This window comes from Parageobacillus sp. G301, from assembly GCF_030268025.1.
Classification (GTDB): domain Bacteria; phylum Bacillota; class Bacilli; order Bacillales; family Anoxybacillaceae; genus Parageobacillus_B; species Parageobacillus_B toebii.
In genome coordinates, this window is sequence record NZ_BSDB01000001.1 from 508,872 (window position 1) to 533,019 (window position 24,148).

The window sequence follows — 24,148 nt, forward strand, 5'->3', positions numbered from 1 at the left end:
AACAAAAACAAGAACATTTGTTTCTGTTTTATTGTAACATAAAATTCGCCAGCGTCTACGCTTATTTTACCGTTTCCGACAAAATTCCCTCTAAAAATGGAAATGACCATCTAAAAAGATGGTCGATTCCATTTAATGTTGTTTCGTTAGTGCGTGTTCTACTTTAATGCAGCGATCCATCACGACCGTATATCCTTTTTCTTTTAAAAATTCATAAGCTTCTTCATTGACGACGCCAAGCTGCGCCCAAAATACATCAGCGTCAATTTGCACAAATTCGCGGGCGATTTCCGGTAAATGCTCGGAACGTCGAAATACATTGACAATATCGACATGCCCGTCAATATCGGTTAATTTCTTTACTGCTTTAATGCCTTCCCATTCCTCGATCATAGGGTTGACGGGAATAATTTCATAGCCGGCATCTTTCATCGCTTTCGCCACCATATATGACTCCCGTTCCGGATTGTTTGATAATCCAACAACAGCGATGCGTTTTGCTTTTTGCAAAATTTCTCGGATTTCTTCTCGACTTGGATTTGTAATTGGCATAAGCACTCTCTCCTTTGTTTAATCTTTGTCGTACTATTTCTTCATGAATAAACAGAATCCTGCTAGCGATTACAAAAAGATCATTCAAACAACTGCTCGGCGACGGATTCCACATCCGTCGTCGGTTGTTGGCAGGCAAAATTTTCACACACGTACACGGTCGTTTCCTCCCCAAGCGGTTCATACTCTGCCGCAAACGGAGCGATGTCTGCCACATCGGCCGGGTGTTCCGCCGCTAACAGAAAAACGTCTGGCGCAAATGTATGCTGCCATTGCTGAATCAAATACTCTCGTTTTTCGTCACCTTGTTTTCCAAACAAAACAACTTCGACTGTTTGAGACTTGAGAAGCGACAATCCTTGCAAGAAAAACGTATGACCGCTTTCGTACGTTTCGACTTGACGCTGGAAGACTTTATACATCGTTTCTGCTTTTTCCAATAGCGCAAAATCACCTGTCAGCTTTGCTAGACGAATCAGTTGCACCGCGGCAACACTATTTCCCGATGGCAACGCACCATCGTAAATTTCTTTTTCCCGAACGATGAGCGCCTCCGCGTCGCTTCCGGTCATAAAAAACGCGCCGTACTCTTTATCCCAAAACAAGTCGATCATTTGCTCCGTACATGCTTTCGCTTTTTGTAAATATGACAACTCCAGCGTCGCCTCATACATTTCGATATACGCCCAAATAAGATAAGCATAGTCGTCGATAATGCCAAGATGCTTCGCTTCCCCATCGCGATAGCGCACCATCAGCCGACCGTCTTGAAAAAGATTGGTTTGGATAAATGAAAGCGCCTGCTTTGCCATCTGTAAATAGTCGCGGCGTTCATATACTTTTGCCGCTTTCGCCAGCGCGGCAATCATTAACGCATTCCAAGCTGTTAATATCTTATCATCCACATGCGGATAAACACGCAGCGAACGCTCGGCAAACAGCTTCTGTCTCGCTTCTTCGAGTTTTTCGCAGAGCTCTTCTTCCGTCAGACGATATCGTCTTGCGATGCGGTCCATTCTCGTATGAATGAGATTTGGCACGTTTTTTCCTTCAAAATTTCCTTCTTCAGTAATATCATACACATCACAATACAATTCGCCAAGTTCAGTGCCGAGCACGTTCATCACTTCATCGGGTGTCCATACGTAATATTTTCCTTCCACCCCTTCCGAATCGGCGTCAATTGCTGAATAGAAAGCACCGTCATCAGAAGTCATTTCCCGCTTGACAAATTCAATGATTTGTTCCGCAATTTCCTTATATCGTTCATTTTTCGTTAATTGATACGCTTCCGTATATGCGATGACTAAAAGCGCGTTATCATACAACATTTTCTCAAAGTGCGGCACAAGCCACATCGCATCGGTCGAATAGCGGGCAAACCCGTAGCCGATATGGTCATAAATGCCGCCGTTGGCCATGCCGTTTAACGTTTTTTCCACCATCATCAGCGCGCGCTCATCCCGCTTCCATTGATAATAACGCATTAAAAACATGAGCATGTGCGGAATTGGAAATTTTGGCGCACCGCCAAAACCTCCATATACTGCATCAAAACTATTCGAAAGCTGCCGATACGCCTTCTCGACCGCCTCCAGAGACAGCCGCTCCGTTCCCGAAGCGTGCGCGGACTGTTCGAGCTCTTTTGTTATTTGTTCGGCAACCCTCGTAATTTCGCTTGGATTTTCCTTATATTTGTCATATAGCTGTGTCAATACGTCAATAAAACCAGGACGGCCGTACCGGCTGTGTTTTGGAAAATACGTTCCCGCGTAAAACGGCTTCCCTTCCGGCGTCAAAAACACGCTAAGCGGCCAGCCGCCATGCCCCGTTAGCATTTGACAGACGCGCATATAAATGGAATCAATATCCGGACGTTCCTCGCGATCCACTTTAATCGATATGTATTTTTCGTTTAAGATCGCGGCAACTTCTTCATCTTCAAAGCTCTCATGCGCCATTACGTGGCACCAGTGACATGTACTAAGTTAAACCTCTCTTTTTTAGTGTTTTATCCGCTAGCCCCCTGTTCGAGGGCTAGCTATAGCCAATGGACAAGAACACTGGCTTGCCTTCCCTTTTTGCTTTTTGAAACGCTTCCGGAGACCATTCCAACCAATTGACAGGATTTGTTTCATGTTGCTTCAAATAAGGACTTTTCGACATAACTAACCAATTATATTTTCCGTTATAACGTTCACGTTCGAGGTATTCCTTCATTATGTAAACACTTCCTTTTACCAAATATTAGAACGCTTCTTCTATCTTCGCTTGAACGGTTGTCCATAAAATCGTAAAAAAAGTATTGCTGGGAATATACGTTTACGTATATTTTACCAATTATTTTTCGCAAAATACACCTAACAAAGTAATCTCAAGTTTAATAAATTATACATTCATTGTATTATTGAACGTGTTGCAAAACACATAATGGGTGTATAAATGCACATAAAAAACCCACCACCTTGGAACTCATATACAGTGACCAAAACTTTTGACTTTTCCATACCGAACACCTCTGTGGTTAATAATCGCTTATAAAAAATAATAGATGGTGTTGCAAAACTAGAGTAAAAACTCAAAATTGGGCATAAGAATCCAATAATTGTACATGTAGCAAATAGCCATGAAACCCTTGCCACTGTGGCTGTCCTAACTCATTAATCTTTAATTAGTTAATACTCGTTCTATGGTGCTAACCACTTGACAAATCGAGTTTTCAAGAAGACGAGGAACACACAGCCATAGGCATCTTTTCATTCCTCACTATTGCATCTGCATCGGTTAATCGGGAAAACTATTGAAAGTTGCGGAATATCCTCTCGATTAGCTGTTCTGATAGCTAAATCCCCCATCTTTTTCCCCCTTCCATATGTATAATGTCAAGGCCGATTATTTTTTGGTTCTCACGCAATCTTGGTGAAAGAAAGAGGCTAATTGAGAAATTAGTGTGCAAATTAGAATTTTTAGCTTCTCATTCTCAATTATCTCGACTTTTCACCAAAAGAACGTAAGAACCATTTTATCATCGGCTTTAACAAAGTAAGAGGATGTTCCAAAAGTGATCACTTTTAGAACACCCTCTTATTATTATCCGAATTGTTCGCTCAAGAGGTCGGAGTCATAGTCATATTAAAATGGATTGGTATAATCATCTGTTAGTCTTGCATTTCGCTCATACAACAGGGTCTTGGCTTGCATCTCGTCTTCTTTCGCCACATAGAGCATTGGCACGCCAACATCGTCCTTTTGCAAATAGACTTCTAGGTTCTTCTCTCGTAGGGCTTTTAGGTGCTCGTCTTGGTGTCCGTCCATTACATAACCTAGGAAACAATAAGCCGGTTCGATTTCCATCTCCCGCTCACGCATCTTCCACTCAAAAAACAAAATCAGCCCGAGCGGATCCAATTCCTCGGAAAACGCTTCAGCATAAAGGAAATTTTGAGCAGGTAGCGCTTGTAGGTGATAAGTTTTTCCTTTTTTCTCAACACGAAACCCAAACAAGCGCAAATAGTTGGCTGCTCGCTCACTCACAACCTCAATTGGTTCTCGTTTACCTTCTATTTTGATTTTATAGTCAAGCGGCTTGATAGCGCCTGATTGAATCATGTTCAACTGTGTTTGATATTTTTCCCTCATTTTCTCAATACTCTCTTCTCGAAAAGGTTTTCCTGCTTCTTTTCTATACTTCACAAACCGCGCAAAATCATCTCCGTATCTCTTTAACTCTTCTTCGGTCTCCGAAAGATGAAAACGAACCCAAAAACGTGAAATAATCCCTCGGTTGTACGGAATTTCCTTTGCTTGTTCATCAAAAACCATTGTAGAATTCCTTCCTGTGGGTCGAATAAGGACCTGAACGAATAATTTGTCTGCCGATACATTAATTTTTTTTTCACAGTCTCGTAGGTAGGAAGCGAGCGCTTCTTGTTCATCTCTGCCTTTGCGCATCTCGTCGATGTTAAATGGTGGGATGCTTGGATTGAAACGAACTGTTGCTCTTCCTTGAATCAGGAACTCTTCCATAATTCTCTCCCCCTTGTGCCGTGTTCTACATTCTCTATATATCCGCATTCAAATGAGTTTAGATGCCTTATTTTCGTGGATAACACGAGGGATTATCATCATTTTAATCATGCCAGAAACGGTACTCTATGCACTTTCTTGAGATATAAAAAATCCGAGTGCCGTCTCTGGTTTAATCTCACACATTACAAGAAAACGGTATCTAATAGTAATTTAATCACCTTTTGGAACATGACAGATAGGACCTGAATAATAAACTTATATTTAACTCCTTCAACTGTTTGTAGTGCCTTCTTGGTCTCTTCCCTAGTTGATTTCTTGGATAAATCACCAATATACAGAGTTTTGTAAAGAAAAATGCAGAGAATTGCAACTTGACATGGAGTCTCTGTGGACGTGACTAAAAAGCCAGCAATATCAAGGGATGGCTTCGCCTAACAAGGCTATCATTCTCACTACTCCATGTTAAGTTGGTACAAACCAAATTCTCTGCAAATCTCTGCGCCTTTATTTTGCAATAAACAACTTCATAAAAATTTACATCTTTTATACTTCGTTGTTTGTAAAAGATCTCTGTATCGACACTTTGAGTAGTGATATAAAAAACACCTGTTTTTTATCAACCCAACTGTTTGATGCGTATCCCATAGGAAGAAAAGGCATCATTTTTTCTTTTTTAACAGCCCAATCCCCAGCGCAATAAAAGTTATACGCTCCGAATTTGGGCTACTCCATCACGCGTAGTATGAGAAATGTTAAGTGTCAATTGGGACAGTGCGGTGCAGCGGCTTCGATTACGACAGCCGCGTCTAGTATAATATTTCACAATCCTCAACCTTATATCATCGGAAAGTTCATTCTGGCACATTTAATCGTAACACCTTCACCATCTCTCCCGCATTCATCACGTTCCGGTCTCGGGGAATGATAATCAAGCAATCCGTATCCCGAATAGACGACAAGACGTTCGACTGGTCGATTCCGGCCGATCGGACGTAAATTTTTCCGTCTTTTACTTCGCTCTTTCCGCGAACGATGCGATAAAATGAATCCTTTTTTTTGTAGTCCTCGGCAAGAAACGCTGAAAACGAAGGGAGATAAATATCAGTTTTTCCTTGCATCCCCCAAATAACTGGGCGAACGAACAACTCAAACCCAACGAAACACGCTCCAGGGTTCCCGGAGAGTGCGAACAAAAATTTATCCCGCCAAACTCCGACAGTCGTTGGGCTGCCAGGACGCATGGCCACTTTGTTAAATAACATCTTACCGTCCCACTGTTCAAAAATGTCGACCAAAATGTCGTAATCCCCAACGGAAGCCCCGCCGGTTGTAATGACGAGATCGACTTTTTCCATTGCATCGAGAATCATTGATTTAGCCAGTCCAACATCATCTGGCACCTTCTCGAGAAGCACAGGAAGTCCACCGGCATTTAACACCTGGGCGGCGACCATGTAGCTGTTGCTGTTGCGAATTTTACCAGGCTCGAGCGGCTCGCTGACGTCAAGCAGTTCCGAACCTGTGGCAAAAATAGCAACTGTCGGCCGTCGTGAAACAGTGACTGTATCGTAACCGAAAGCAGCGAGAAGGGCGGCTTCCCCAGGATTGATCTTGCGTCCTTTTTCGAGAATCAACGTGCCTTTTGCCATCTCCAGTCCAATAGGAATGACATTTTCATTGGGTCTCGTCTCTTTCTTGACCACCGTATACGTTTGACCATGCTTTTGCATCTGTTCTGTCAATTCAATCATGACGACGGAGTCGGCACCTTCTGGCATCATCGCGCCAGTCATAATTCGCGCAGCCGTATTTGCTGTCAGTTTTTTTGTCGGAACAGCACCACATGGGATCGATTCAATGACTTGCAGAGCAACTGGATGTTCCTCAGAGGCCCATTTTGTATCAGCTGACCGAACGGCAAATCCATCCATCATCGACCGGCGGAAGTGGGGAAAGTCGTGCGTTGCTACCACATTTTCACCGAGGTATCGGCCAATGCTGTCCGTCAGCTTCACTTTTTCTGTACCGAGTGGACGAATCCACGATTCAAGTCGTTTTTGCGCATCCCAAACATCAACAATTTCCCGCTGAAATCTCATCTTTCATCTCCCTTTCTCTGACCTCTGCACATCTAATGTCGACAGGTTTTATGTACTATAAAACTTCTTCTATACCTTTTTTGATTTTCCATAATATTTCATCACTGTTTCTGATAGAATGCAAGTATTATAATATAAAAAATTTATAATCAACTATGACTAAAGTCACAGACTTTCATAGTTATTCTTTACCTAATGAACATCCTTCCCTTTTATAAGAGCAAGTGCGTGGGAAAGGACTGGTTGCACGACATCAAAACATTCTTGTACCCCTTTCGGATTTCCCGGAAAGTTTACGATAAGTGTTTCTTTGCGAATACCTGCTACAGAACGGGAAAGGGAGGCATACTTTGTTTTCGAAAGTGTTTTCATTCGCATCATTTCAGTTAATCCCGGAGCTTCCTTTTCAATCACGGCTTTCGTCGCTTCCGGCGTCACATCCCGTGGTGCAAACCCCGTTCCCCCAGTCGTCAGCACGAGATCACACCGCACCTCATCAACAAAACGAACAAGCGTTTCCTCAATGACCGGCCGTTCGTCAGGAATAATCTCGTATACTGCTACTTCCCAGTTAATACGGCGGACAAGTTCACACAAGAGCAATCCGCCCCTATCATCCCGCTCTCCACGGAAAACTCTATCGCTTACCGTTAATACACCGACTTTCCAACTCAATCGTCACTCCCCCTCCTTCTCATTCGTCTTCTTCTCTTACACCGTCACCGCTTTTGCCCTCTGTTTTCTGCACCAATTCAGGATGAAGGTAAGGATATGAACAAAATGTTTACGGAAAAAGACTTCTAATCACAATATTCAGAAATATTGTGCTCACTTACCAGTTTAACTATCTAGAAAACTAGTTAGGGTTGACCGCATCTCATCATATTTGATTTCTCCTACTGTAGCTTTGCCACTCTTCTGGCGTGTCGATGTCTACCCCCCATAGCGGATTATCAAAATCGACATATTGCAGTTCAGCTAAATGTTGTTGAATGACTTGCTGTGCACCCCGATCTCCCTCAATACAAAGCAACTCCGGAAAAATTTCCGCATCAAACAAGACTGGATGACCAGGGACAGATGCATAGCGAGGACGAATAATTTTGATATTTTTTACCTTTGCAATTTCATATGATTCCCGTAATCGCTTAACGACCGTAACAGGAATAAACGGTTGATCGGCCAAAAAAATGAATGCTGCTGAAACTTTATCCTGAATAGCTTTTACCCCGGCCTTTAATGAAGAAGACAACCCTTCAGCAAAATTTGGGTTGTGAATCACAATGGCTGGTAAATCACGAATATGTTCCTTAAGTAACCCGGTCTGTTCACCGCCCACCACGACAACTGGCCGGAGTCCCGAGTGTACTGCTGTTTCGACTGCATGGCGAAACATTGGCTTTCCGTGCAAGTTAAGAAATTGTTTTGGTTGTCCCATTCGTTTGGACATGCCGGCAGCTAAAATAATAGCACCAATGTCGTTCATACACTTTTCCCACCTATTAAAATAGCTTTTATAGCATAAAGCAACGATTAAAAATGAATCAGCCCTACAGGTGCAATAAACATGACAGAATCCAACGTTCCTTCCCGAAAGGACATGCGAATCCGCCTAATTCGAATGAATTTGATGCCAGCCATTAGAAGCGTATGTATACTTTCAGATCGATTTGTCTGCCGCCTTCACTTGAGATCTTGAAAGATTTGTCGATGCCATTATTTACATTGACATGTTCGCCGATGTTCAAGATGTAACAACTTAGAAGAGGGCATTATTTAGTGGGGCGCTACAAGTAGAGGCGCCCCAGCCGTCAAACGTGAATTTTTTCTCTACCGTGCAATGGCTGTCCCGGACGGGCGGCTCGCACTGCGAGCAATTCGGACACGATGGAAACAGCTACTTCTTCGATCGTTTCTGCCCCCACATCCAGTCCAACTGGTGCATGAATCGGTGCACTGTTCATGTCAGCGCCGATATTCTGAAACATCTCCCGAGTACGCGCCAAAGGACCAAGTATACCTATAAATTTTGGTTTTGCCTGAAGTGCCAGACGAAGCGCAGCTTCGTCCCGCATTTGCAAGTGGTTCATGATCAGCCACCAGTTCCCTTCCAGTTGTGCTGGATCAACTTGGTCGGGTTCAGCGACTAGGTGGTTGGCCATAGGAAAGCGTTTGGCTCCATTAAATTCTTTGCGTGGATCGAGCACAGTTACACGGAATCCGCATTTAACAGCGAGATCCGCCACTGGTACGGCGTCGTGACCTGCGCCGCAAATGATCAAATGTTCGTTTGGCCGCATCGTATCAATGTAAAAACGTCGATTATCGACTATAGCTATCTCCGCTCTCGTACGACTTTCGACACGATTTATCAACTGCCGTGCAACAGCTTCTGGCAACTTGTCAATATCGCCGGCAATAGGATTTTTCTCGTCAAATACAACACGGATACCAGTTGGCAATTCAATGGCCAGTGAGATGGCACGATCTTGGGCGATAGCTTCCCGCACCGATCGCCAGAAAGGATCTTCGGAATGAATAGGAAAGATGGCGACTTCCATCGTTCCTTTGCAACCAATCCCAAGAGACCATATTTCGTTTTCACTGAGGTCATAATTTACGAGTCGGGGTTCGCCTTCTTCTATTGCTTTTTCCGCCCATCCATAAAGGTCCGATTCGAGACAGCCCCCGCTGAGTGTGCCAAACATATTACCTTTTTCCGTCATCATCATTTTGGAACCAGGAAGGCGGTATGCGGAGCCTTGTACCTGGGTAATCGTCAATAGAGCAGCTCTTTCCCCTTTTGACCAAGCTTGTTCAATGTGGGCAAACACATCACGCGCTTCATCGATACGTGACACAACTTATCCTCTCCTTCTTTATTTTTAGAGGTCAGCTTAAAGCATGTGCAGTTTTTTCATGATGTGATTCTGATGTTGCAGGAGGTGAGCTCACTTCACAGTCGATGTTATACTGACTGGAAGAAGAGCCACAGAGGCAGGGCAATATACGAAAGCGTTTACTCAAAATTTACCATAACTTATGGTGTTTCAATTAATGTCTTTGCTTCGAGTGAGAGTCCTTATTTAAAACTATGAAACATATTTCCACTCAGTTCCAAGTTAAGAACCGATTTGTTTATTTATTACACCAAGGTTGACTCACTCCTTAAACTCTCATTCTCTCAACAACCAGTAAGAAGCTAACTTATGCGAAATAATCATAATCGTACCACCTAATCTCTGATCTTCGATAGTTGATAAAAAATTAAACTTTATAAAATATTGTTTCACATCAATATTCGGCGAAAAGCATACATGTAATGTTTCTCTAAAAAAAATTGGGTCACTATAAACTTTATATAATCCTGTATTAGCAATAATTAGAAATAAACAGGCCGGCATCAACAATATAAGCATTTTATAAATATAATTGCGTTTTAGTTTATTTGACTTCTCACCGTAAGAAGATGTTGCCACTGGCCACCACACAAGAAAAGATAGCGCCATTAAGAAACCTTTTGAAAAATCATGCAAGGTTTTATGACCCATGACAGTGTTAAATACAACTGGAAAATGGTAAAAGGAGAACATAAAAGCAAAGAGACCTAATATAGCATGATGAAAATTCTTGCTGCTACGGAGCTTAACCAATAAACGAAATCGAGGATGCTCCTTAATTTCCGACAGCCCAGAAAGGATAAGCACAGGAATAAAAAAGAAAAGAAGACTCATTTGAAACATATGTACACTAAATAAAAGATGGCTATAAAAGTTTAAGGCACTTCCAAAACAAAGATTAATCAAAACAAGCCCCAATACAAAACATATTATTTTTTTTACTATCATTTTATTAAACTGACCGACCCTAACAAGCGTTAATAAATATACAACAAGAAAGAAAAATGTAAATATTAAGATAGTTTTGTCTATATATTGAATTGATTCCAACTTCTTCACCTCCTTAATCTAGGTTTACAAATGATGACTTAGGGTGCTGCTCGCAGCACCCCGCTATGTACTGCCTTTTTCCAAGTTGTTACATCATGGACATCGACGAACGCATCAATATAAGGCAATGCTATCGACATCCCCACCGAAGTTGGTTCATAACCAGGTTCACCAAGCAACGGATTTATCCACACTATTCGTCCAACGCGATCAGCCAAGTCGCGCATGGAAACATGCATTTGCTCTGGATGGCCGGCATCAAATCCATCCGATATGATAATGACGCACGTATGCCGTTGCAAAAGACTAGAGTAACGATGAAGTAATTGTGCCAACGCATCTCCAATCCGGGTTCCGCCCCGCAATCCCGGTAAATCGCTATAGGGAATACCAGACAACCCTTTTCGAGCAATAAGCGACGTCACCCGCAACAGGCGTGTGGAAAAAAGAAAGATTTGCGCGCGTGCACGCACCCGCGTAAATGACCAGGCAAGTGAAGTAATGAAAGGTGCATACGGTTTCATTGATCCGGAAATGTCCATAACTAGGACAATTCGCGGCTTGTCGGGACTGCGTCGGCGCATTTTGAGTTCAAACGGTTCTCCTGACTGGCGCAACGCACTTCTTATAGTTTGACGCAGGTCAATTTTCTCTCTGCCTCGTGACTGCCACTTGCGACCGCGAGGTGCATCCATCGTACGCACTGCCAACTGGGTCAGTTTAACAACATCTTTCAAAACTTGTCCGTCCGCCCGTAAAGCAAAACGCTCTCCATCGTTAGGATGATAGCCGGCGAGAATACCTTGTGTGATCTCTAGCGGCGGGCGCTCCGTATTTTCACCGGGACCGGTTCCGCCCATCAAATCCTCTGGTTGCAAGCGGCGTTTCTCCTCCAAACGCGCTTCCCGTATGCCAAAATATTGCTCAAACAAAGTCGGGAAAATGCCCCATTCTGCCGGTGTCCGTGCATAGATGGAGCGAAAGGCGCTACAAACCTCATCAATGGAAGCAAGGTTCAATTCAGCCAAGGCAGCAAGTGCTGTCAATGTTTCGGGAACTCCTGCGCGAAATCCGCGTTTTCGCAGCCAAGGCGCAAAATCTGCCACCTGCCTCACAATGCTGCCTGTCAAGCGGCCTATCTCACCAGCCGTCATGTGTTCCATAGCAGATCGAATCCCCTCTCCTTTATCAAGTCGATGTCTTCTTGCGTCTTCAGCAGACACCCAAGGGTATGTCTAATCACTTCTTCGTTCAGCTCCTGTGCTCCCAATTCCGTCAGCGCCTGTGCAAAGTCAATCGATTCTGCCAATCCAGGCGGCTTGAGTAGCGACAACTTGCGCAGCCGCCGCACGCTAAACACAATTTGCTTCACGAGATTAGGCGCGATCTGCGGCACATGCAGTGAGATGATAGCCGCCTCCTGTTCAAATGTCGGATAATCGACCCAAAAGTACAGACAACGACGGCGCAAGGCGTCTGACAAGTCACGCGTGCGATTAGACGTTAAAATAACTATAGGTGGTTCTGAGGCGCGAAAGGTTCCCATCTCAGGAATAGTAATTTGGAATTCCGACAGAAATTCCAACAGTAATGCCTCAAATTCCTCGTCGGCGCGATCTACTTCGTCAATCAGTAGTACTGGTGCCGGTCTCTCTCGTAGTGCACGTAAAAGCGGCCGTTCAATGAGAAAAGACTCACTGTAAAGCGCCTCTTGTTTTACGGCACCATCGGTAAAGGCCGTGCGTGCAGTCAGCAGCTGTTTTGGATAGTCCCAGTCGTACAGAGCCTGACTCGCATCCAATCCTTCATAGCACTGCAAGCGGACGAGGTTTACGGAACGAACAGCAGCGAGCGCTTTCGCCAATGCCGTCTTTCCTACACCCGCAGGACCTTCTAAAAGCAGCGGACGGGCTAGCCGCTGTGCCAAGTGCACTACCGTTGCTAGCCCTTCTTCTGCTACATAGTGAGAACGATGCAATTCCTCTTGTAGCCTGCGTACTTGTTCGTTCATTCAGTCAATCTTCCCTTCTACACAGAAGCGAATGCCTTCTCAAGATTCTCAAATACTTGCTGTATGATTTTCTTTGCCTGGTTATCAATCAAACGGCCACCAAGGCTCGCGATCGGCCCGCTGATGGCTCCCTCACACTCCCATTTCAAAAGGGTGCCATCGTCAGTGTCGCTAAGTTTTACTTGCGCATTCATCTCGACTCCGCTTCCCATTCCTCCACCTTTGATCGGCATAGCCATTGCAGTTCCCTGTTCAATAGGTGACAATTCGCAGTCGAGTTTGAACTTGCCACGAACAGGTCCTACTCCAACCTTTACAATAGCTTGAAAACGATTATCGCCCTCTATGCTAGATTCAATCAAGTCAGGAATACAAGGCACTACTTTATTTGGATCTGTAATAAACTTCCATACTTCCTCCCTTGGTAACTTAATCGTATATTCTCCTCCATATTTTAACATGTAATGTTCCTCCTCTATTATAAATTTAGTACATCATTCCTCAGTCAGCAGCTGATCAGGCTGAGAAGAGCAAAAGTTTCATTTCAGTTCAGTGCCCCATCGGAATGTGTTATCTTGTCATGTGTGACTAAGAAATGCTTTCGGATCTTTGGCAAAGCGGTCTCGACAGCCAGAGCAGCAGAAACCATAGATAGTGCCATCGAGTTCCAAACGGAATTGGGTTTTCTCCAAGTCTACAGTCATGCCACAAACCGGATCCACCACTATTTGAGATACTGTGGCATGATCGCCGTTTGCAGATAGTGCTTCGGACTTCGAAATTCCCTTTTCTGGTTGTCCTTCCCACTGCACATTGAAATCTCGGCGACGGCGTTCCACGATTTGAGCAAGGATGCTAAGGGCAATCTCTTGTGCTCCTACAGCACCAATGTCTAACCCCGCAGGAGCAGTGATAAAGTCAATAAATTCTTTTTGGGCCCCAGCCGCTTCCAATCCGTCACTTACAGTCGCCCAACGCTTCGGACTGGCGACCAGCCCTAAATACCGCAACTTACAATGGACAAGTGCCAACAGGCCTTCACTATCATACAAACCCATCGTAGCCACGACACCATAAGCCGTTTTATTGTTGAAAGCAGCAAGTTGACTGCGTAATGTCTCCAACGGTTCTCCCGAACTGCTATCCTCCGCTTTTTCCAATGCGATCCGGTGTGGCACAAAAGCGAATCGGGGCGCCATTTCTTCAAGAGCATGCGCAATCGGGGAATCCCCTACAATGATCAACAAAGGATCAACATGTTTCGGTTCTAAAAAAAGTTCAACTGTTCCTTCAGATGCACAAGTCATTGAAAGTACTGTGACTCCTTCCTCCACATGGGCCGGTGGCTGCGGGGTTACAAGCAAAAGTCTTTTTTCTCCAGTTCTAAGACACTCTTGCGCTTGATTGATAACCAACTCCCGCGTACAATGCCCACCTACAAAACCTATCATTTTTCCATCCGCCGTCACAATCGCCTTATCGCCAACTGCCGCCGAACTTGGCCGAACACGGCGAACAACTGTCACCATGACATACGGTTCAGCTCGTTCATCCATGTCCTTTGCTGTTTCCCAAACAAAATCCATTTTGTATGCCCCGGCGGCGTTGACGCCACCGGGCTTTCCCCTCCTTAATCGATGTTAATCTTAGCATGCTAGGTACTGAATCATTCGTTAATACCGTGTTCTCTTAAAATTTTCCATATCTTCCATGGATAAAGCGGCATGTCAATATGCTCTACGCCAAGTGGTGACAGAGCATCCACCACCGCATTGACAAACGCGGCTGGAGAACCGACATTCGGCGACTCTCCGACGCCTTTCGCGCCAATCGGATGATGCGGAGACGGTGTCACCGTCCGATCTGTTTCCCAATGTGGCGTGTCAAGAGCTGTCGGGACTAAATAGTCCATCCAGTTTGGCGCCAGACAGTTGCCGTTCGAATCGTACGGGATATCTTGCATGAACGCAATAGCAAACCCTTCCGTTAGTCCTCCGTGCACCTGTCCCTCAACGATCATTGGGTTGATCACGTTGCCGCAATCGTCAACAGCCAAGAACCGTCGCACTTTGACAGCTCCCGTTCCCTTGTCGATATCGACCACCGCAATGTAGGCCCCGTGAGGGAAAGTGAGGTTCGGAGGATCATAGTAGTAAGTCGCTTCCAAACCAGGCTCCACGCCATCAGGCACATCCGTATAGGCAGCAAAAGCCACATCTTTCATCGTCACCGATTTTCCTGGCAAACCTTTTGCGGAAAAGGCGGTGCCGTCCCATACAACGTCATCTTCACCGACTTCTAGAAGATGAGCGGCGATTTTGCGAGCCTTTTCGCGAATTCTGCGCGCGCAGAGTGCTGCAGCAGCACCTGCCGTCGGCGTAGAGCGGCTTGCGTACGTTCCTAATCCATAAGGGGCAGTATCAGTATCTCCTTCCTCAATCAACACATCATCCGCACTCAATCCGAGCTCTTCCGCGATGATTTGGGCGAATGTCGTCTCATGACCTTGGCCTTGGTGCCGCACACCGAGCCGTGCAATCACCTTGCCAGTTGGATGGATGCGGATCTCCGCGCTGTCGAACATCTTGATTCCGAGAATATCGAATGTATTTTTTGGTCCTCCACCAACAATTTCCGTAAAAGTGGAGATGCCAATACCCATGAATTCGCCACGTGCTCGTTTTTCTGCCTGTTCTTTGCGCAATTCCTCATACCCAATCCGTTCTAAGGCAAGTTTCAACGTTTTTTCGTAGTCTCCGCTGTCATACACCCATCCGGTCGGAGATTTGTATGGGAACTGGTCCTTGCGAATGAAATTACGGAAGCGCAGTTCGGCCGGATCGATCTTCAACCTTTGCGCCAATACGTCCATTGTCCGTTCAATTAGGTATGATGCTTCTGTGACACGGAAGGAACAGCGGTACGCCACACCTCCAGGAGCCTTGTTGGTATAAACGGCATCCACTTCGACGAACGCGGCCTTGAAATCATACGAACCTGTCACAATGTTAAACAGACCAGCCGGAAATTTAGACGGATTAGCTGCCGCGTCAAAGGCACCATGGTCGGCGATGGTTTTGACCCGCAATCCCAGCACTTTGCCATCCTCGCGCGCAGCAATCTCGCATGTCATGTGGAAGTCGCGTGCGAATGAAGTGCTTGCGATATTTTCTGTTCGTGTTTCAATCCATTTAACAGGCACACCCAACTTCAGCGAAGCAGCAACCGCAACGACATATCCCGGATAGACACCTACTTTGTTCCCAAAACCTCCGCCAACATCAGGCGAAATAACTCGAATCTGATGTTCAGGAATACCGCTTAACATCGCGATTACAGTTCGATGGACATGAGGAGCTTGGGAAGTAACATAAAACGTCAACCGACCTGTCGCTGTATTGTAATCTGCAACACACCCACACGGCTCAAGCGGCGAAGGATGGACACGCTGGAAGCGCACATCTTGCTTGACGACAACCGGTGCATCACGAAAGACGTTCTCTGTTTCTTCTCGATCTCCCGACTCCCAGTGCCAGATGTGGTTCGACTTTTTCTCCCGATCTTCACGAAGAATAGGAGCATCCGGCTCAAGCGCCTTGAACGGATCCACCACGACCGGCAATGGCTCGTAATCGACTTCGATCAGCTGCAGAGCGTCTTCCGCTTGGGCGCGCGTCTCAGCAACGACGGCGGCGACTTCTTGGTACTGAAACAGAACCTTGTCTACAGCCAGCACCATCTGTTGGTCGCCATTCAAAGTCGGCATCCATGCAAGGTTCATTTTGGCCAGATCCTCACCTGTGAGCACCAATTTGACGCCGGGCGCGGCCAATGCAGCTGATGTATCGATCCGACGAATGCGGGCATGTGCGTACGGACTGCGTAAAATTGCCATATAAAGCATATTCGGAAGAATCACATCATCCACGTAGCGACCTTTCCCGCGAAGAAACCGCGGATCCTCTTTGCGGGCAATCGATTTGCCCATTGGGCGCAACTCAGTCTGTTGAAGTGCCACTTGTGGCCACCTCCTCTAATGATTCTTGAGTCGCCATCTTGCGGGCAGCGGACTTGACAGCCTTCACGATATTCACGTATCCTGTACAGCGACAAATATTGCCGGAAAGTCCCTCGCGAATTTGCTCCTCAGTCGGCGCTGGATTTTCCTGAAGCAGTGCGTAGGAAGCCATTAGCATGCCTGGTGTACAGTAGCCGCACTGCAGCGCATGCTCCTCCCAAAATGCTTTCTGCAACGGATGCATTTCGCCGTCTTTTTCCAATCCTTCGACCGTCAACACTTCACGCCCATCTGCTTGCACAGCAAATACGGTGCACGACTTGACGGCTTTCCCGTCCAACAACACTGTGCAAGCGCCACAGCTGGTTGTATCACAACCGATATGCGTGCCCGTTAGTTTTAGTTCATCACGCAGGTAATAAGCCAACAGCGTACGTGGCTCAACATCTGATTCATATAGTTGCCCATTGACCTTGACACGGATCTTCATTGGACCTCCACCTTTCCTTGCAACTCTTCCGCAATTTCGCGGAGTGCTCGTGCAGCAAACACACGTAAAAGATCCTTCTTATAGTCTGCGCTGCCCCGTAGATCACTAACTGGATCAGCATCTTCCGGCACAAGTTTTGATATGTTCTCAATCGTCTTCGCTGTCAAACGTTCTCCGATGAGAGCCTCCTCTGCCTTAACAGCTCGCAAAGGGATCGGCCCGCAATTGCATATGCCGATGCCTGCCTCAGACACGCGACCGTCACTATCAAGTGCGACCTGCACAGCCAGCCCTGCAATTGCGAAATCGCCAGCTTTACGTTTAAGCTTCATATAGCGAGCGGCCACAGGTTTAGTTGGAATCGGGAGGTGCACCGCAACGGCAAGTTCATTTTCGTCCAGTGATGAGGCAAATGTATCCACAAAAAACTCGTCAATAGGAATCAACCGTTCTCCCTTCGGTCCCCGAGCTTCTACCACCGCATTTACAGCAATCATCGCTGTCCCCCAATCTGAGGCAGGGTCTGCGTGAACGAGCGAACCAACAACCGTCCCGAGGTTGCGAACCAATGGATCTGCAACCCAGTGGGCAGTGCGAGACAGAATCGGAAATTGTTCACGGAGTTCTGTCGCATGCTCCAATTCGGCTTGACGTGTCACCGCACCGATCCGCAATTTTCCGTTAACCTTGCTCCATCCTTTAAGCTCGTTGAGATTATTAATATCAATAATTACAGCGGGAGCCGCGACCCGTAATTTCATCATTGGTATTAAACTTTGGCCGCCCGCCAATACTTTGCCGTCATAGCCATACTCATCCATTAGGCGGATCGCTTCGTCGACAGATGTCGGTGCTTCGTATTTGAATGCATTGGGAAACATTTAGAAACCCCCTTTTGTCTAAATGACGAGAGCATTGTGAACAAGTCTTCTTTGGATGAACGCATCTCGCGCTTTCTCTAATTGTTGGATTCCCTCTCACCATCTCTCGTCTGACTAAGAATTTCGTTTCAATGTTTGAACTATCACTTGAATCTCCACACGACTAAAACCGGCAGTTTCTGGCGTACTAGAGTTTTTTCTGCACCTACGTGCAAACGCTTACTATTGTTCCTCCAAGCTTTCCTGGACAAACATCCCACTGGTGTTTAGCGTCCTGTCGGCTCGGCTCAAAATCGCTTTCCACTTCGTCGCCAATGACTTAAGTCACGAGCAGTCGTGGCATATAGATTTGTAAATGGTTCTGACCCGAACACAGCTAAACTGATCACCGCGCGTATTCTCTTAGTTACAAAAGAATGCGCTTTCATATTTCATATCACTTGAATCAACCCGCGCATGAAGGTTTCAAACTGAACTATGATCCTTTGTTTTCTAATAAAGAAAGCGTTTATATCGATAGATAGAAGTAAATTGAATATGTGTATTAGCGATAGTAGCCTTAATGCAAGATATATTCGGTTTTAAATAAAATATTAACCCCCTTTCTGATGTCAAATTTTGTAGCTTCGCTGTTTTGGTGATAAAGATTGCTCAAAACTTGTTGAAGGGATACATTCATTAACAATGAGGCAAGAATCTGAGGTGATCTTTGCAAATATTATTATAGTAATAAATATTCAGAATTGTCAACTGTTTTAAAACAGTGTGAAAGTAATGTTTATTCAGCATTTAATCCAGAATCTTTGACTTCATCAAGTTAGCAGAGTTATTTTAGTAGTTTAACGACTGCGGGAAAACAAGAACAACTTAGAGATGATCCAAGGTATCGATTCAAAATATAACGATGAGAATATTCAATAGAAAAAATAAAGTAAACGTGAAGTTGTTAGACAACCTAACTCTATTTCACAACCCTTTTGCTGACATTCCTTTTTATGTGAAGAATTTATCATCCTAATCCCATGCGGATAAATAAATGACTGACATGCCACATCTGAAACTACTGCAAAGATAAATTATTACAATTGGGAATTCAAATGGGTGGTCAAAAAGAAGAAGAAAAATGATTAGTTTCTAAAATATCAAAGGGTCGAGAAGCGTCAAAAGACTTTTTAGGAATCCAGGGAGATATTTGGGATACACAATGGGACATGTTATGCTGCTTGATCGGATCTATTGTTGCATTGCTCATCTTTTCTAAACTACATAACAGACTGTTAAAAAATGATGGGGCTTCCTCTAGGTTTTAACGGGTTTAGTGGAAATAAAATGAAACCCATAATCTCCAAAGTTTTTGCACAATAAATTTTGTAGCTATTGATAGAAAGCAACGCGAAAAGGGTGTTTTCTCGCCGAGAAAACACCCTTTTATTTGGGAGGAGAAAATAAGTAAATGAGTTTTCCTTCTATAAGTTGCTGAAGAGTACTCCATACACATTTCTTCTGATTTTTTGGATAATAATTGTTGCCGATCTAGCATCTTTACCCTCTATCTGTTCGCAGTATTGCTAAGCGTGAACAGAAGCAATGAGGTGTTAATCCCTTCTTTTTACTCTAGTTGGAGGCTGTGAATCATAGCCACCTATTCCCTTCCCACTAACTCCTGTATAACGGACGATCCAGCGCATATAATCGTCGATATCTTTCCTCATTTTTTAGCAGTTGTTGATGGCTGCCATCCATGGTGATTTTTCCTTTTTCAAGGAAAATGATGCGATTCATTTTCTCCACGCCCATCAAATGGTGCGTTACCCAAATGATCGTTTTTCCCTTCAGTGTATCGAAAATGGTAGCCAATAGGTTCGCTTCTGTGATTGGATCAAGCCCAACTGTCGGTTCATCCATAATGACTATCGGGGTATTTTGCAATAATATCCGTGCTAGTGCTATTCTTTGCCGTTCACCGCCAGAAAAGCGGGAACCTGTTTCATGCATGTTCGTCTCATATCCTTTAGGCAATTGCATAATCATCTCATGCAATTGAACCATCTTGGCTGCTTCATATACTTCTTCATCCGTTGCTTCCGGGTTGCCAAGGCGGATATTGTTCATGACGGATGTATTGAATAAATAAGGCTTTTGGTTAAGAACAGCCATTAATTTTGGAACAGTTGAACCCAACTCATGTGCATTCATTCCATTTATGAGCACTTCCCCATGAGTCGGTACAAGCGCTCCTTGAATTAGTTTCAACAACGTTGATTTTCCGGATCCGCTTCGCCCGATAATGGCAATCTTCTCCCCCTGCCCTATTTTTAAACTAAAATCGTCCAGCAGCGGTGTTTCAGAAGTATATCCAAATGATAAATGGTTTATTTCAATCGTTGCTTGAGATAAGTCCAACAACTCTTTCCATCCATCTGCTTCTATCTTAGTTTGAGAGGACTGTGCTTGAATGGCTTCAAGACGCTTTAATGAATCTTGATAGGATGATGTTTCACTAACAGCCCCCGCAATCGGTAAAAATGATTCTACTAAAGACAGTGCTGCAAGACCGCAAGCGGCAATCATTGTGGGCGAGAATTCTCCACTTAGCGTTTGCTCATTGGCCCAATAGATGGCTGTAACGACAATGGCGCCAAGCACAATCTGATTCAGAACATCCCGCCAATTCACAAACGAACGTTTCTTCGTTTCAAGTTCAAGCAGTTTTTGTTCTTGTGTTTCGTATTGCCGAATATAAGTCTCGTATTTCCCGCTGAATATCCAGTCGCTGATGCCGAAAATCGTATCGGTGAACTGTTGATAAAGTTGGTGTCTTCCCCTTTTCCATTGTTCATTTTTTGTTTTCATATAAATGTATGAAATAATTGGACCGACAAAAATCAACAACCCTATGAATACAGCCAGGAGAATCGCAAATGGAATCGAAAAAAGTCCTGCACAAATAATAACCACTGTGTAAATGACTAATGAAACAATCGAAGGAAACAGTATTTTTAAGTAAAAATCCTGCAAATGTTCAATATCATCGGCGAGTGCACCAAGAACGTCGCCCGTGCGTAGGCGGGAACGAAAAAACAATGCCTGCGGCTCAATGATTTTATATAAGCGGACGCGCATTTCGGAAAGTATTTTCAAAATGAATTGGTGTCCCGTCAGTCTCTCCACATAGCTAAGCACAGCCCGGCCAATTCCGAATGCACGGACACCGACAATCGGCACATAAACCATTAAAATGGATTCAGGTTGTGTCGCCGCTTTAGAAATTAAATAACCCGAAGTAAACATCAATGCTCCGCCAAAGAGAATGGTAAGCGAACCAAGAAGAATAGCCAACGCAAACAAGCCGCGATATTGACGCAAATACGGGAAGATCCAATTCTCCATTAGATGCCCTCCATCTGTGTTTTAACAAGCTGATAATAAGTAGAATTCTTCCTTATTAACTGTTCGTGTGTTCCGATTTCGACTATTTTGCCTTGATCAAGAACAATGATTAAATCCATATCCAGCATCCAATGCAAGCGATGGGTGGCAAAAAATACGAGTTTGCCTTTAAACAATTGCAACATCGTCTCTTTTAATTCGTATTCTGTTTCAATATCAAGATGGGCAGTTGGCTCATCAAGCATGATGATAGGACGGTTGCTTAAGAATGCACGCGCGAGGACGATCCGTTGTTCTTGTCCGCCGCTTAGGCTTCGGCCGCCTTCCCCTATGATTGTCTCAAGTCCCTGTGGAAGCGATCGAATCACTTCAGTAAGGCCCGCTCTCTCTGCGGCCTTCTCTATTTCTTTTGCAGTTGCCTCTGGATGATAAAAACGAATATTGTTTAAAATGGTATCGTGAAATATATAAGGGTGTTGGGGAATATACGTTATTTGACTTTGCCAATTCAACTGAGATAAAGTCGTTAGCTTCTTGCCGTTTATCTGAAATTCACCTGATGTTGGTGTTAAAAATCCGCTTAAAATATCAATCAATGTAGACTTTCCTGCACCGCTGGCTCCAATAATTCCAATTTTTTTTGAGCCTGAAACAGAAAATTGGATATCTTGCAAAGCTGGACGACCGCTCTCAGGAAAATGTACACTTACTCCTTTAACCGAAAATGTACTTGTTGATTTCCAAAGAGGGATTGGATCCTGTTTTTGCTGCAATGATTCTTTATCGAGGATTTCCTGAATCTTTTTGCCTGCTTCTTTGCCGTCAAGCGTCGCATGGTAATCGGCCCCCACCTCCCTGATTGGCAGGAAATACTCCGGCGCCAGGATCAGAATAGTCAATGCTGGATGCAGCTCCATCTTCCCGTTGATTAAATCTATTCCAAGAAAAACGGCGACGGTCGCTATAGAAAGCATTGTAAAAAAATCCAATGCGAACGAAGATAAAAAGGCAATTCGCAAAGTTCCCATTGTAGCCCGTCGATATCTTTCGCTGACTAAGATAATTTGGTTGATGTGCTGCCGGCTTAATCCTAAATATTTGAGTGTTTCCAATCCTCTCAAAGAATCGACAAAATGATTGGACAGCATTTGATAGGATGCATATTGGCGATCGGCCTTTCTTTTTGCCGCCAATCCAAGCAAAATCATAAAGGCAATAAGTATCGGAACGGCTAGGGCTAAAATGACAGCAGAGCGGATATTTATAAAAAAGATAAAGATGCAGATCATGGCAGGGATCATTGCCGAATTCATTAGTTTCGGAAGAATAAGCTCCAAATATCGTCGGAATTTCATAATCCCTTCCATAACCAAGGTGACTGTCTGTCCGGAGCCTTCTTCTTTTACAAAACGAGGGCCAAGTTGAAAAAGTTTTTGCAGCAATGATTCCCGGAACTCTTTACTCGTTCTGGCAGCAAAATGGTAGGCTATATTTCTTTTCCAAACGGTAAGCAGTTGGCGGACAACTAACGCAAGAAAGAAAATAATCAACTTTATAAAGACATTGGCAAACGAATCTCCCCCGAAAAGGGAGGAGATTGCGTCTGCCAAAAAATAAGACTGAATAATAATGATAGCACCTTGAACAGCCGTTAATACCGCCAGACCAGCTAAAACCGGCTTGATTCCTTTGTAAGAGAACAACGCCTTATCCATCAGTACGTTAAATGCTCCTTGTCAGATACTCTTTTGCGGAATACGTAATAGCTATAAATAGTATATCCTAAAACAAACGGTAAAATAGTTACGGCTACAATTGTCATTATTTTCAGGGAATATGCCCCGCTGGATGCGTTGTAGACTGTTAAATTAAAAGCTTTGTTCAAGGAACTGACCATCACCCTTGGGAACAGTCCAATGAAAATCGATGATACCGTTAACACGATCCCAAGCCCTGTCATGGTGAATGCCATTCCTTCGCGTTTATTGGAAATGAAAAAGTATGATAATCCAACAGCAAGCACAATTAATACGGCAATAATAAGCTCAAGGATAGGGCGAACCTCAAAAATATCTGTCATAGACCAAGAAAGTCCTACAAAGATGACAAGTGATCCAAATACGGCCAACACCGATTTTTTAGCCAATGCAGCCGACCGCTGTCTGATCTCTCCTTCTGTTTTTAAAGATAGGAAAGTCAAACCATGCAATAAGCACAGCAATGTAATCGTAAAGCCGCCCCAAATGGAATAGATATTAATAATATCCGAGAACCCGGCTTCCATATTCATATCTTTATGGATCGGCACACCTTTAAGCATGCTTGTAAACAGAACGCCTAGAAGGAACGGGGGCAGCATGCTTCCGAAAAAGATCACCCAGTCCCAAACATTCGTCCAGCGCGCATCTTCAACTTTGCGGCGATATTCAAAAGCAACGCCGCGTCCAATTAGGCTCAGCAAGACTGCCAGCATCAGTAAGTAATAGCCGCTGAACATCGTTGCATACCAGTGCGGAAATGCGGCAAAAATGGCGCCCGCTCCAGTTATTAGCCATACTTCATTCGCGTCCCAGAAAGGACCGATTGCATTCACCATTACGGTCCTCTCTTTTTGATTACGGGCTAGAAACCGAGTCGACATTCCTACGCCAAAATCAAAACCTTCAAGAAAGAAAAAGCCGATAAAGAGTACAGAGATTAAGATAAACCAAATTTCACTCAATTCCAT

At 44.4% G+C, this 24,148-nt stretch carries 19 protein-coding genes and 1 pseudogene; 1 reads left to right on the top strand and 19 read right to left on the bottom strand.

The window, feature by feature from the left end; translation table 11 throughout:
- Positions 1 to 132 precede the first annotated feature (132 nt).
- From QSJ37_RS02755 to QSJ37_RS02830, 16 genes are all read right to left on the bottom strand, one after another.
- The gene (locus QSJ37_RS02755) at positions 133 to 552 is read right to left on the bottom strand and encodes a CoA-binding protein (RefSeq protein WP_015863861.1); all 420 of its coding nucleotides are present in this window, start codon (positions 550 to 552) and stop codon (positions 133 to 135) included.
- Positions 553 to 632: 80 nt separating this feature from the next.
- Positions 633 to 2,513 (bottom strand): thioredoxin domain-containing protein, encoded by a 1,881-nt coding sequence (locus QSJ37_RS02760; protein WP_285753531.1) that lies wholly within the window; start codon positions 2,511 to 2,513, stop codon positions 633 to 635.
- Positions 2,514 to 2,589: 76 nt separating this feature from the next.
- Positions 2,590 to 2,772 carry a DUF255 domain-containing protein gene (locus QSJ37_RS02765; protein ID WP_043904659.1) on the bottom strand — a complete coding sequence of 61 codons (183 nt, stop codon included), beginning with the start codon at positions 2,770 to 2,772 and terminating at the stop codon, positions 2,590 to 2,592.
- 912 nt (positions 2,773 to 3,684) lie between these two features.
- Positions 3,685 to 4,374, bottom strand: coding sequence for a hypothetical protein (locus tag QSJ37_RS02770; protein ID WP_285753535.1), 690 nt, complete (start codon positions 4,372 to 4,374; stop codon positions 3,685 to 3,687).
- Positions 4,375 to 5,432: 1,058 nt separating this feature from the next.
- Complete coding sequence (locus QSJ37_RS02775; RefSeq protein WP_285753537.1) at positions 5,433 to 6,680, bottom strand: molybdopterin molybdotransferase MoeA; 1,248 nt, start codon at positions 6,678 to 6,680, stop codon at positions 5,433 to 5,435.
- Between the two features lie 192 nt (positions 6,681 to 6,872).
- Entirely contained in the window at positions 6,873 to 7,355 is a 483-nt protein-coding gene (locus tag QSJ37_RS02780; RefSeq protein ID WP_285753539.1) for a MogA/MoaB family molybdenum cofactor biosynthesis protein, read from the bottom strand.
- Between the two features lie 205 nt (positions 7,356 to 7,560).
- Positions 7,561 to 8,166 (bottom strand): nucleotidyltransferase family protein, encoded by a 606-nt coding sequence (locus QSJ37_RS02785; protein WP_285753541.1) that lies wholly within the window; start codon positions 8,164 to 8,166, stop codon positions 7,561 to 7,563.
- Positions 8,167 to 8,491: 325 nt separating this feature from the next.
- Positions 8,492 to 9,541 (bottom strand): XdhC family protein, encoded by a 1,050-nt coding sequence (locus QSJ37_RS02790; protein WP_285753543.1) that lies wholly within the window; start codon positions 9,539 to 9,541, stop codon positions 8,492 to 8,494.
- A gap of 315 nt (positions 9,542 to 9,856) precedes the next feature.
- Entirely contained in the window at positions 9,857 to 10,630 is a 774-nt protein-coding gene (locus QSJ37_RS02795) for a cytochrome c oxidase assembly protein (protein WP_285753545.1), read from the bottom strand.
- A 38-nt stretch (positions 10,631 to 10,668) separates the two neighbouring features.
- Positions 10,669 to 11,784 carry a vWA domain-containing protein gene (locus QSJ37_RS02800; RefSeq protein ID WP_285753547.1) on the bottom strand — a complete coding sequence of 372 codons (1,116 nt, stop codon included), beginning with the start codon at positions 11,782 to 11,784 and terminating at the stop codon, positions 10,669 to 10,671.
- On the bottom strand, positions 11,781 to 12,641 hold the full coding sequence (locus QSJ37_RS02805) for an AAA family ATPase (RefSeq protein ID WP_285753549.1): 861 nt from the start codon (positions 12,639 to 12,641) through the stop codon (positions 11,781 to 11,783). The genes QSJ37_RS02800 and QSJ37_RS02805 overlap by 4 nt, the downstream gene beginning before the upstream one ends.
- Before the next feature lie 17 nt (positions 12,642 to 12,658).
- On the bottom strand, positions 12,659 to 13,102 hold the full coding sequence (locus tag QSJ37_RS02810; RefSeq protein WP_062754073.1) for an SRPBCC family protein: 444 nt from the start codon (positions 13,100 to 13,102) through the stop codon (positions 12,659 to 12,661).
- 117 nt (positions 13,103 to 13,219) lie between these two features.
- Positions 13,220 to 14,227: an XdhC family protein gene (locus QSJ37_RS02815; RefSeq protein WP_285753554.1), complete on the bottom strand. Its 1,008-nt coding sequence runs from the start codon at positions 14,225 to 14,227 to the stop codon at positions 13,220 to 13,222.
- A gap of 80 nt (positions 14,228 to 14,307) precedes the next feature.
- Complete coding sequence (locus QSJ37_RS02820; RefSeq protein WP_285754737.1) at positions 14,308 to 16,629, bottom strand: aerobic carbon-monoxide dehydrogenase large subunit; 2,322 nt, start codon at positions 16,627 to 16,629, stop codon at positions 14,308 to 14,310.
- Between the two features lie 10 nt (positions 16,630 to 16,639).
- A complete protein-coding gene (locus QSJ37_RS02825) occupies positions 16,640 to 17,149 on the bottom strand; it encodes a (2Fe-2S)-binding protein (protein WP_285753556.1) in 510 nt (169 codons plus the stop codon).
- Positions 17,146 to 18,030, bottom strand: coding sequence for an FAD binding domain-containing protein (locus tag QSJ37_RS02830; RefSeq protein ID WP_285753558.1), 885 nt, complete (start codon positions 18,028 to 18,030; stop codon positions 17,146 to 17,148). Before QSJ37_RS02830 ends, QSJ37_RS02825 begins: the two co-directional genes overlap by 4 nt.
- A gap of 1,127 nt (positions 18,031 to 19,157) precedes the next feature.
- Here QSJ37_RS02830 and QSJ37_RS02835 point away from each other — a divergent pair.
- Positions 19,158 to 19,340 (top strand): annotated as a pseudogene (locus tag QSJ37_RS02835) (DUF2238 domain-containing protein); the annotation flags it as partial.
- Positions 19,341 to 19,686: 346 nt separating this feature from the next.
- On the opposite strand, the gene cydC reads toward QSJ37_RS02835, so the two are convergent.
- The 3 genes from cydC to cydB are packed head-to-tail and all read right to left on the bottom strand — an operon-like array spanning position 19,687 to position 24,148.
- A complete protein-coding gene (gene cydC / locus QSJ37_RS02840; RefSeq protein WP_285753560.1) occupies positions 19,687 to 21,420 on the bottom strand; it encodes a thiol reductant ABC exporter subunit CydC in 1,734 nt (577 codons plus the stop codon).
- Entirely contained in the window at positions 21,420 to 23,135 is a 1,716-nt protein-coding gene (gene cydD, locus QSJ37_RS02845; protein ID WP_285753562.1) for a thiol reductant ABC exporter subunit CydD, read from the bottom strand. The genes cydC and cydD overlap by 1 nt, the downstream gene beginning before the upstream one ends.
- Positions 23,135 to 24,148, bottom strand: a complete 1,014-nt coding sequence (gene cydB / locus QSJ37_RS02850) for a cytochrome d ubiquinol oxidase subunit II (protein WP_285753563.1) — start codon at positions 24,146 to 24,148, stop codon at positions 23,135 to 23,137. Before cydB ends, cydD begins: the two co-directional genes overlap by 1 nt.

Bases quoted from the DNA above. Each gene is read 5' to 3' on its own strand.
- QSJ37_RS02810 (WP_062754073.1), bottom strand. From the start codon at position 13,102: ATGTTAAAATATGGAGGAGAATATACGATTAAGTTACCAAGGGAGGAA.
- QSJ37_RS02825 (WP_285753556.1), bottom strand. From the start codon at position 17,149: ATGAAGATCCGTGTCAAGGTCAATGGGCAACTATATGAATCAGATGTT.
- QSJ37_RS02755 (WP_015863861.1), bottom strand. From the start codon at position 552: ATGCCAATTACAAATCCAAGTCGAGAAGAAATCCGAGAAATTTTGCAA.
- QSJ37_RS02785 (WP_285753541.1), bottom strand. From the start codon at position 8,166: ATGAACGACATTGGTGCTATTATTTTAGCTGCCGGCATGTCCAAACGA.
- cydC (WP_285753560.1), bottom strand. From the start codon at position 21,420: ATGGAGAATTGGATCTTCCCGTATTTGCGTCAATATCGCGGCTTGTTT.
- QSJ37_RS02760 (WP_285753531.1), bottom strand. From the start codon at position 2,513: ATGGCGCATGAGAGCTTTGAAGATGAAGAAGTTGCCGCGATCTTAAAC.
- QSJ37_RS02800 (WP_285753547.1), bottom strand. From the start codon at position 11,784: ATGACGGCTGGTGAGATAGGCCGCTTGACAGGCAGCATTGTGAGGCAG.
- QSJ37_RS02770 (WP_285753535.1), bottom strand. From the start codon at position 4,374: ATGGTTTTTGATGAACAAGCAAAGGAAATTCCGTACAACCGAGGGATT.
- QSJ37_RS02830 (WP_285753558.1), bottom strand. From the start codon at position 18,030: ATGTTTCCCAATGCATTCAAATACGAAGCACCGACATCTGTCGACGAA.
- QSJ37_RS02775 (WP_285753537.1), bottom strand. From the start codon at position 6,680: ATGAGATTTCAGCGGGAAATTGTTGATGTTTGGGATGCGCAAAAACGA.
- QSJ37_RS02815 (WP_285753554.1), bottom strand. From the start codon at position 14,227: ATGGATTTTGTTTGGGAAACAGCAAAGGACATGGATGAACGAGCTGAA.
- cydD (WP_285753562.1), bottom strand. From the start codon at position 23,135: ATGGATAAGGCGTTGTTCTCTTACAAAGGAATCAAGCCGGTTTTAGCT.
- QSJ37_RS02765 (WP_043904659.1), bottom strand. From the start codon at position 2,772: ATGAAGGAATACCTCGAACGTGAACGTTATAACGGAAAATATAATTGG.
- cydB (WP_285753563.1), bottom strand. From the start codon at position 24,148: ATGGAATTGAGTGAAATTTGGTTTATCTTAATCTCTGTACTCTTTATC.
- QSJ37_RS02820 (WP_285754737.1), bottom strand. From the start codon at position 16,629: ATGGGCAAATCGATTGCCCGCAAAGAGGATCCGCGGTTTCTTCGCGGG.
- QSJ37_RS02805 (WP_285753549.1), bottom strand. From the start codon at position 12,641: ATGAACGAACAAGTACGCAGGCTACAAGAGGAATTGCATCGTTCTCAC.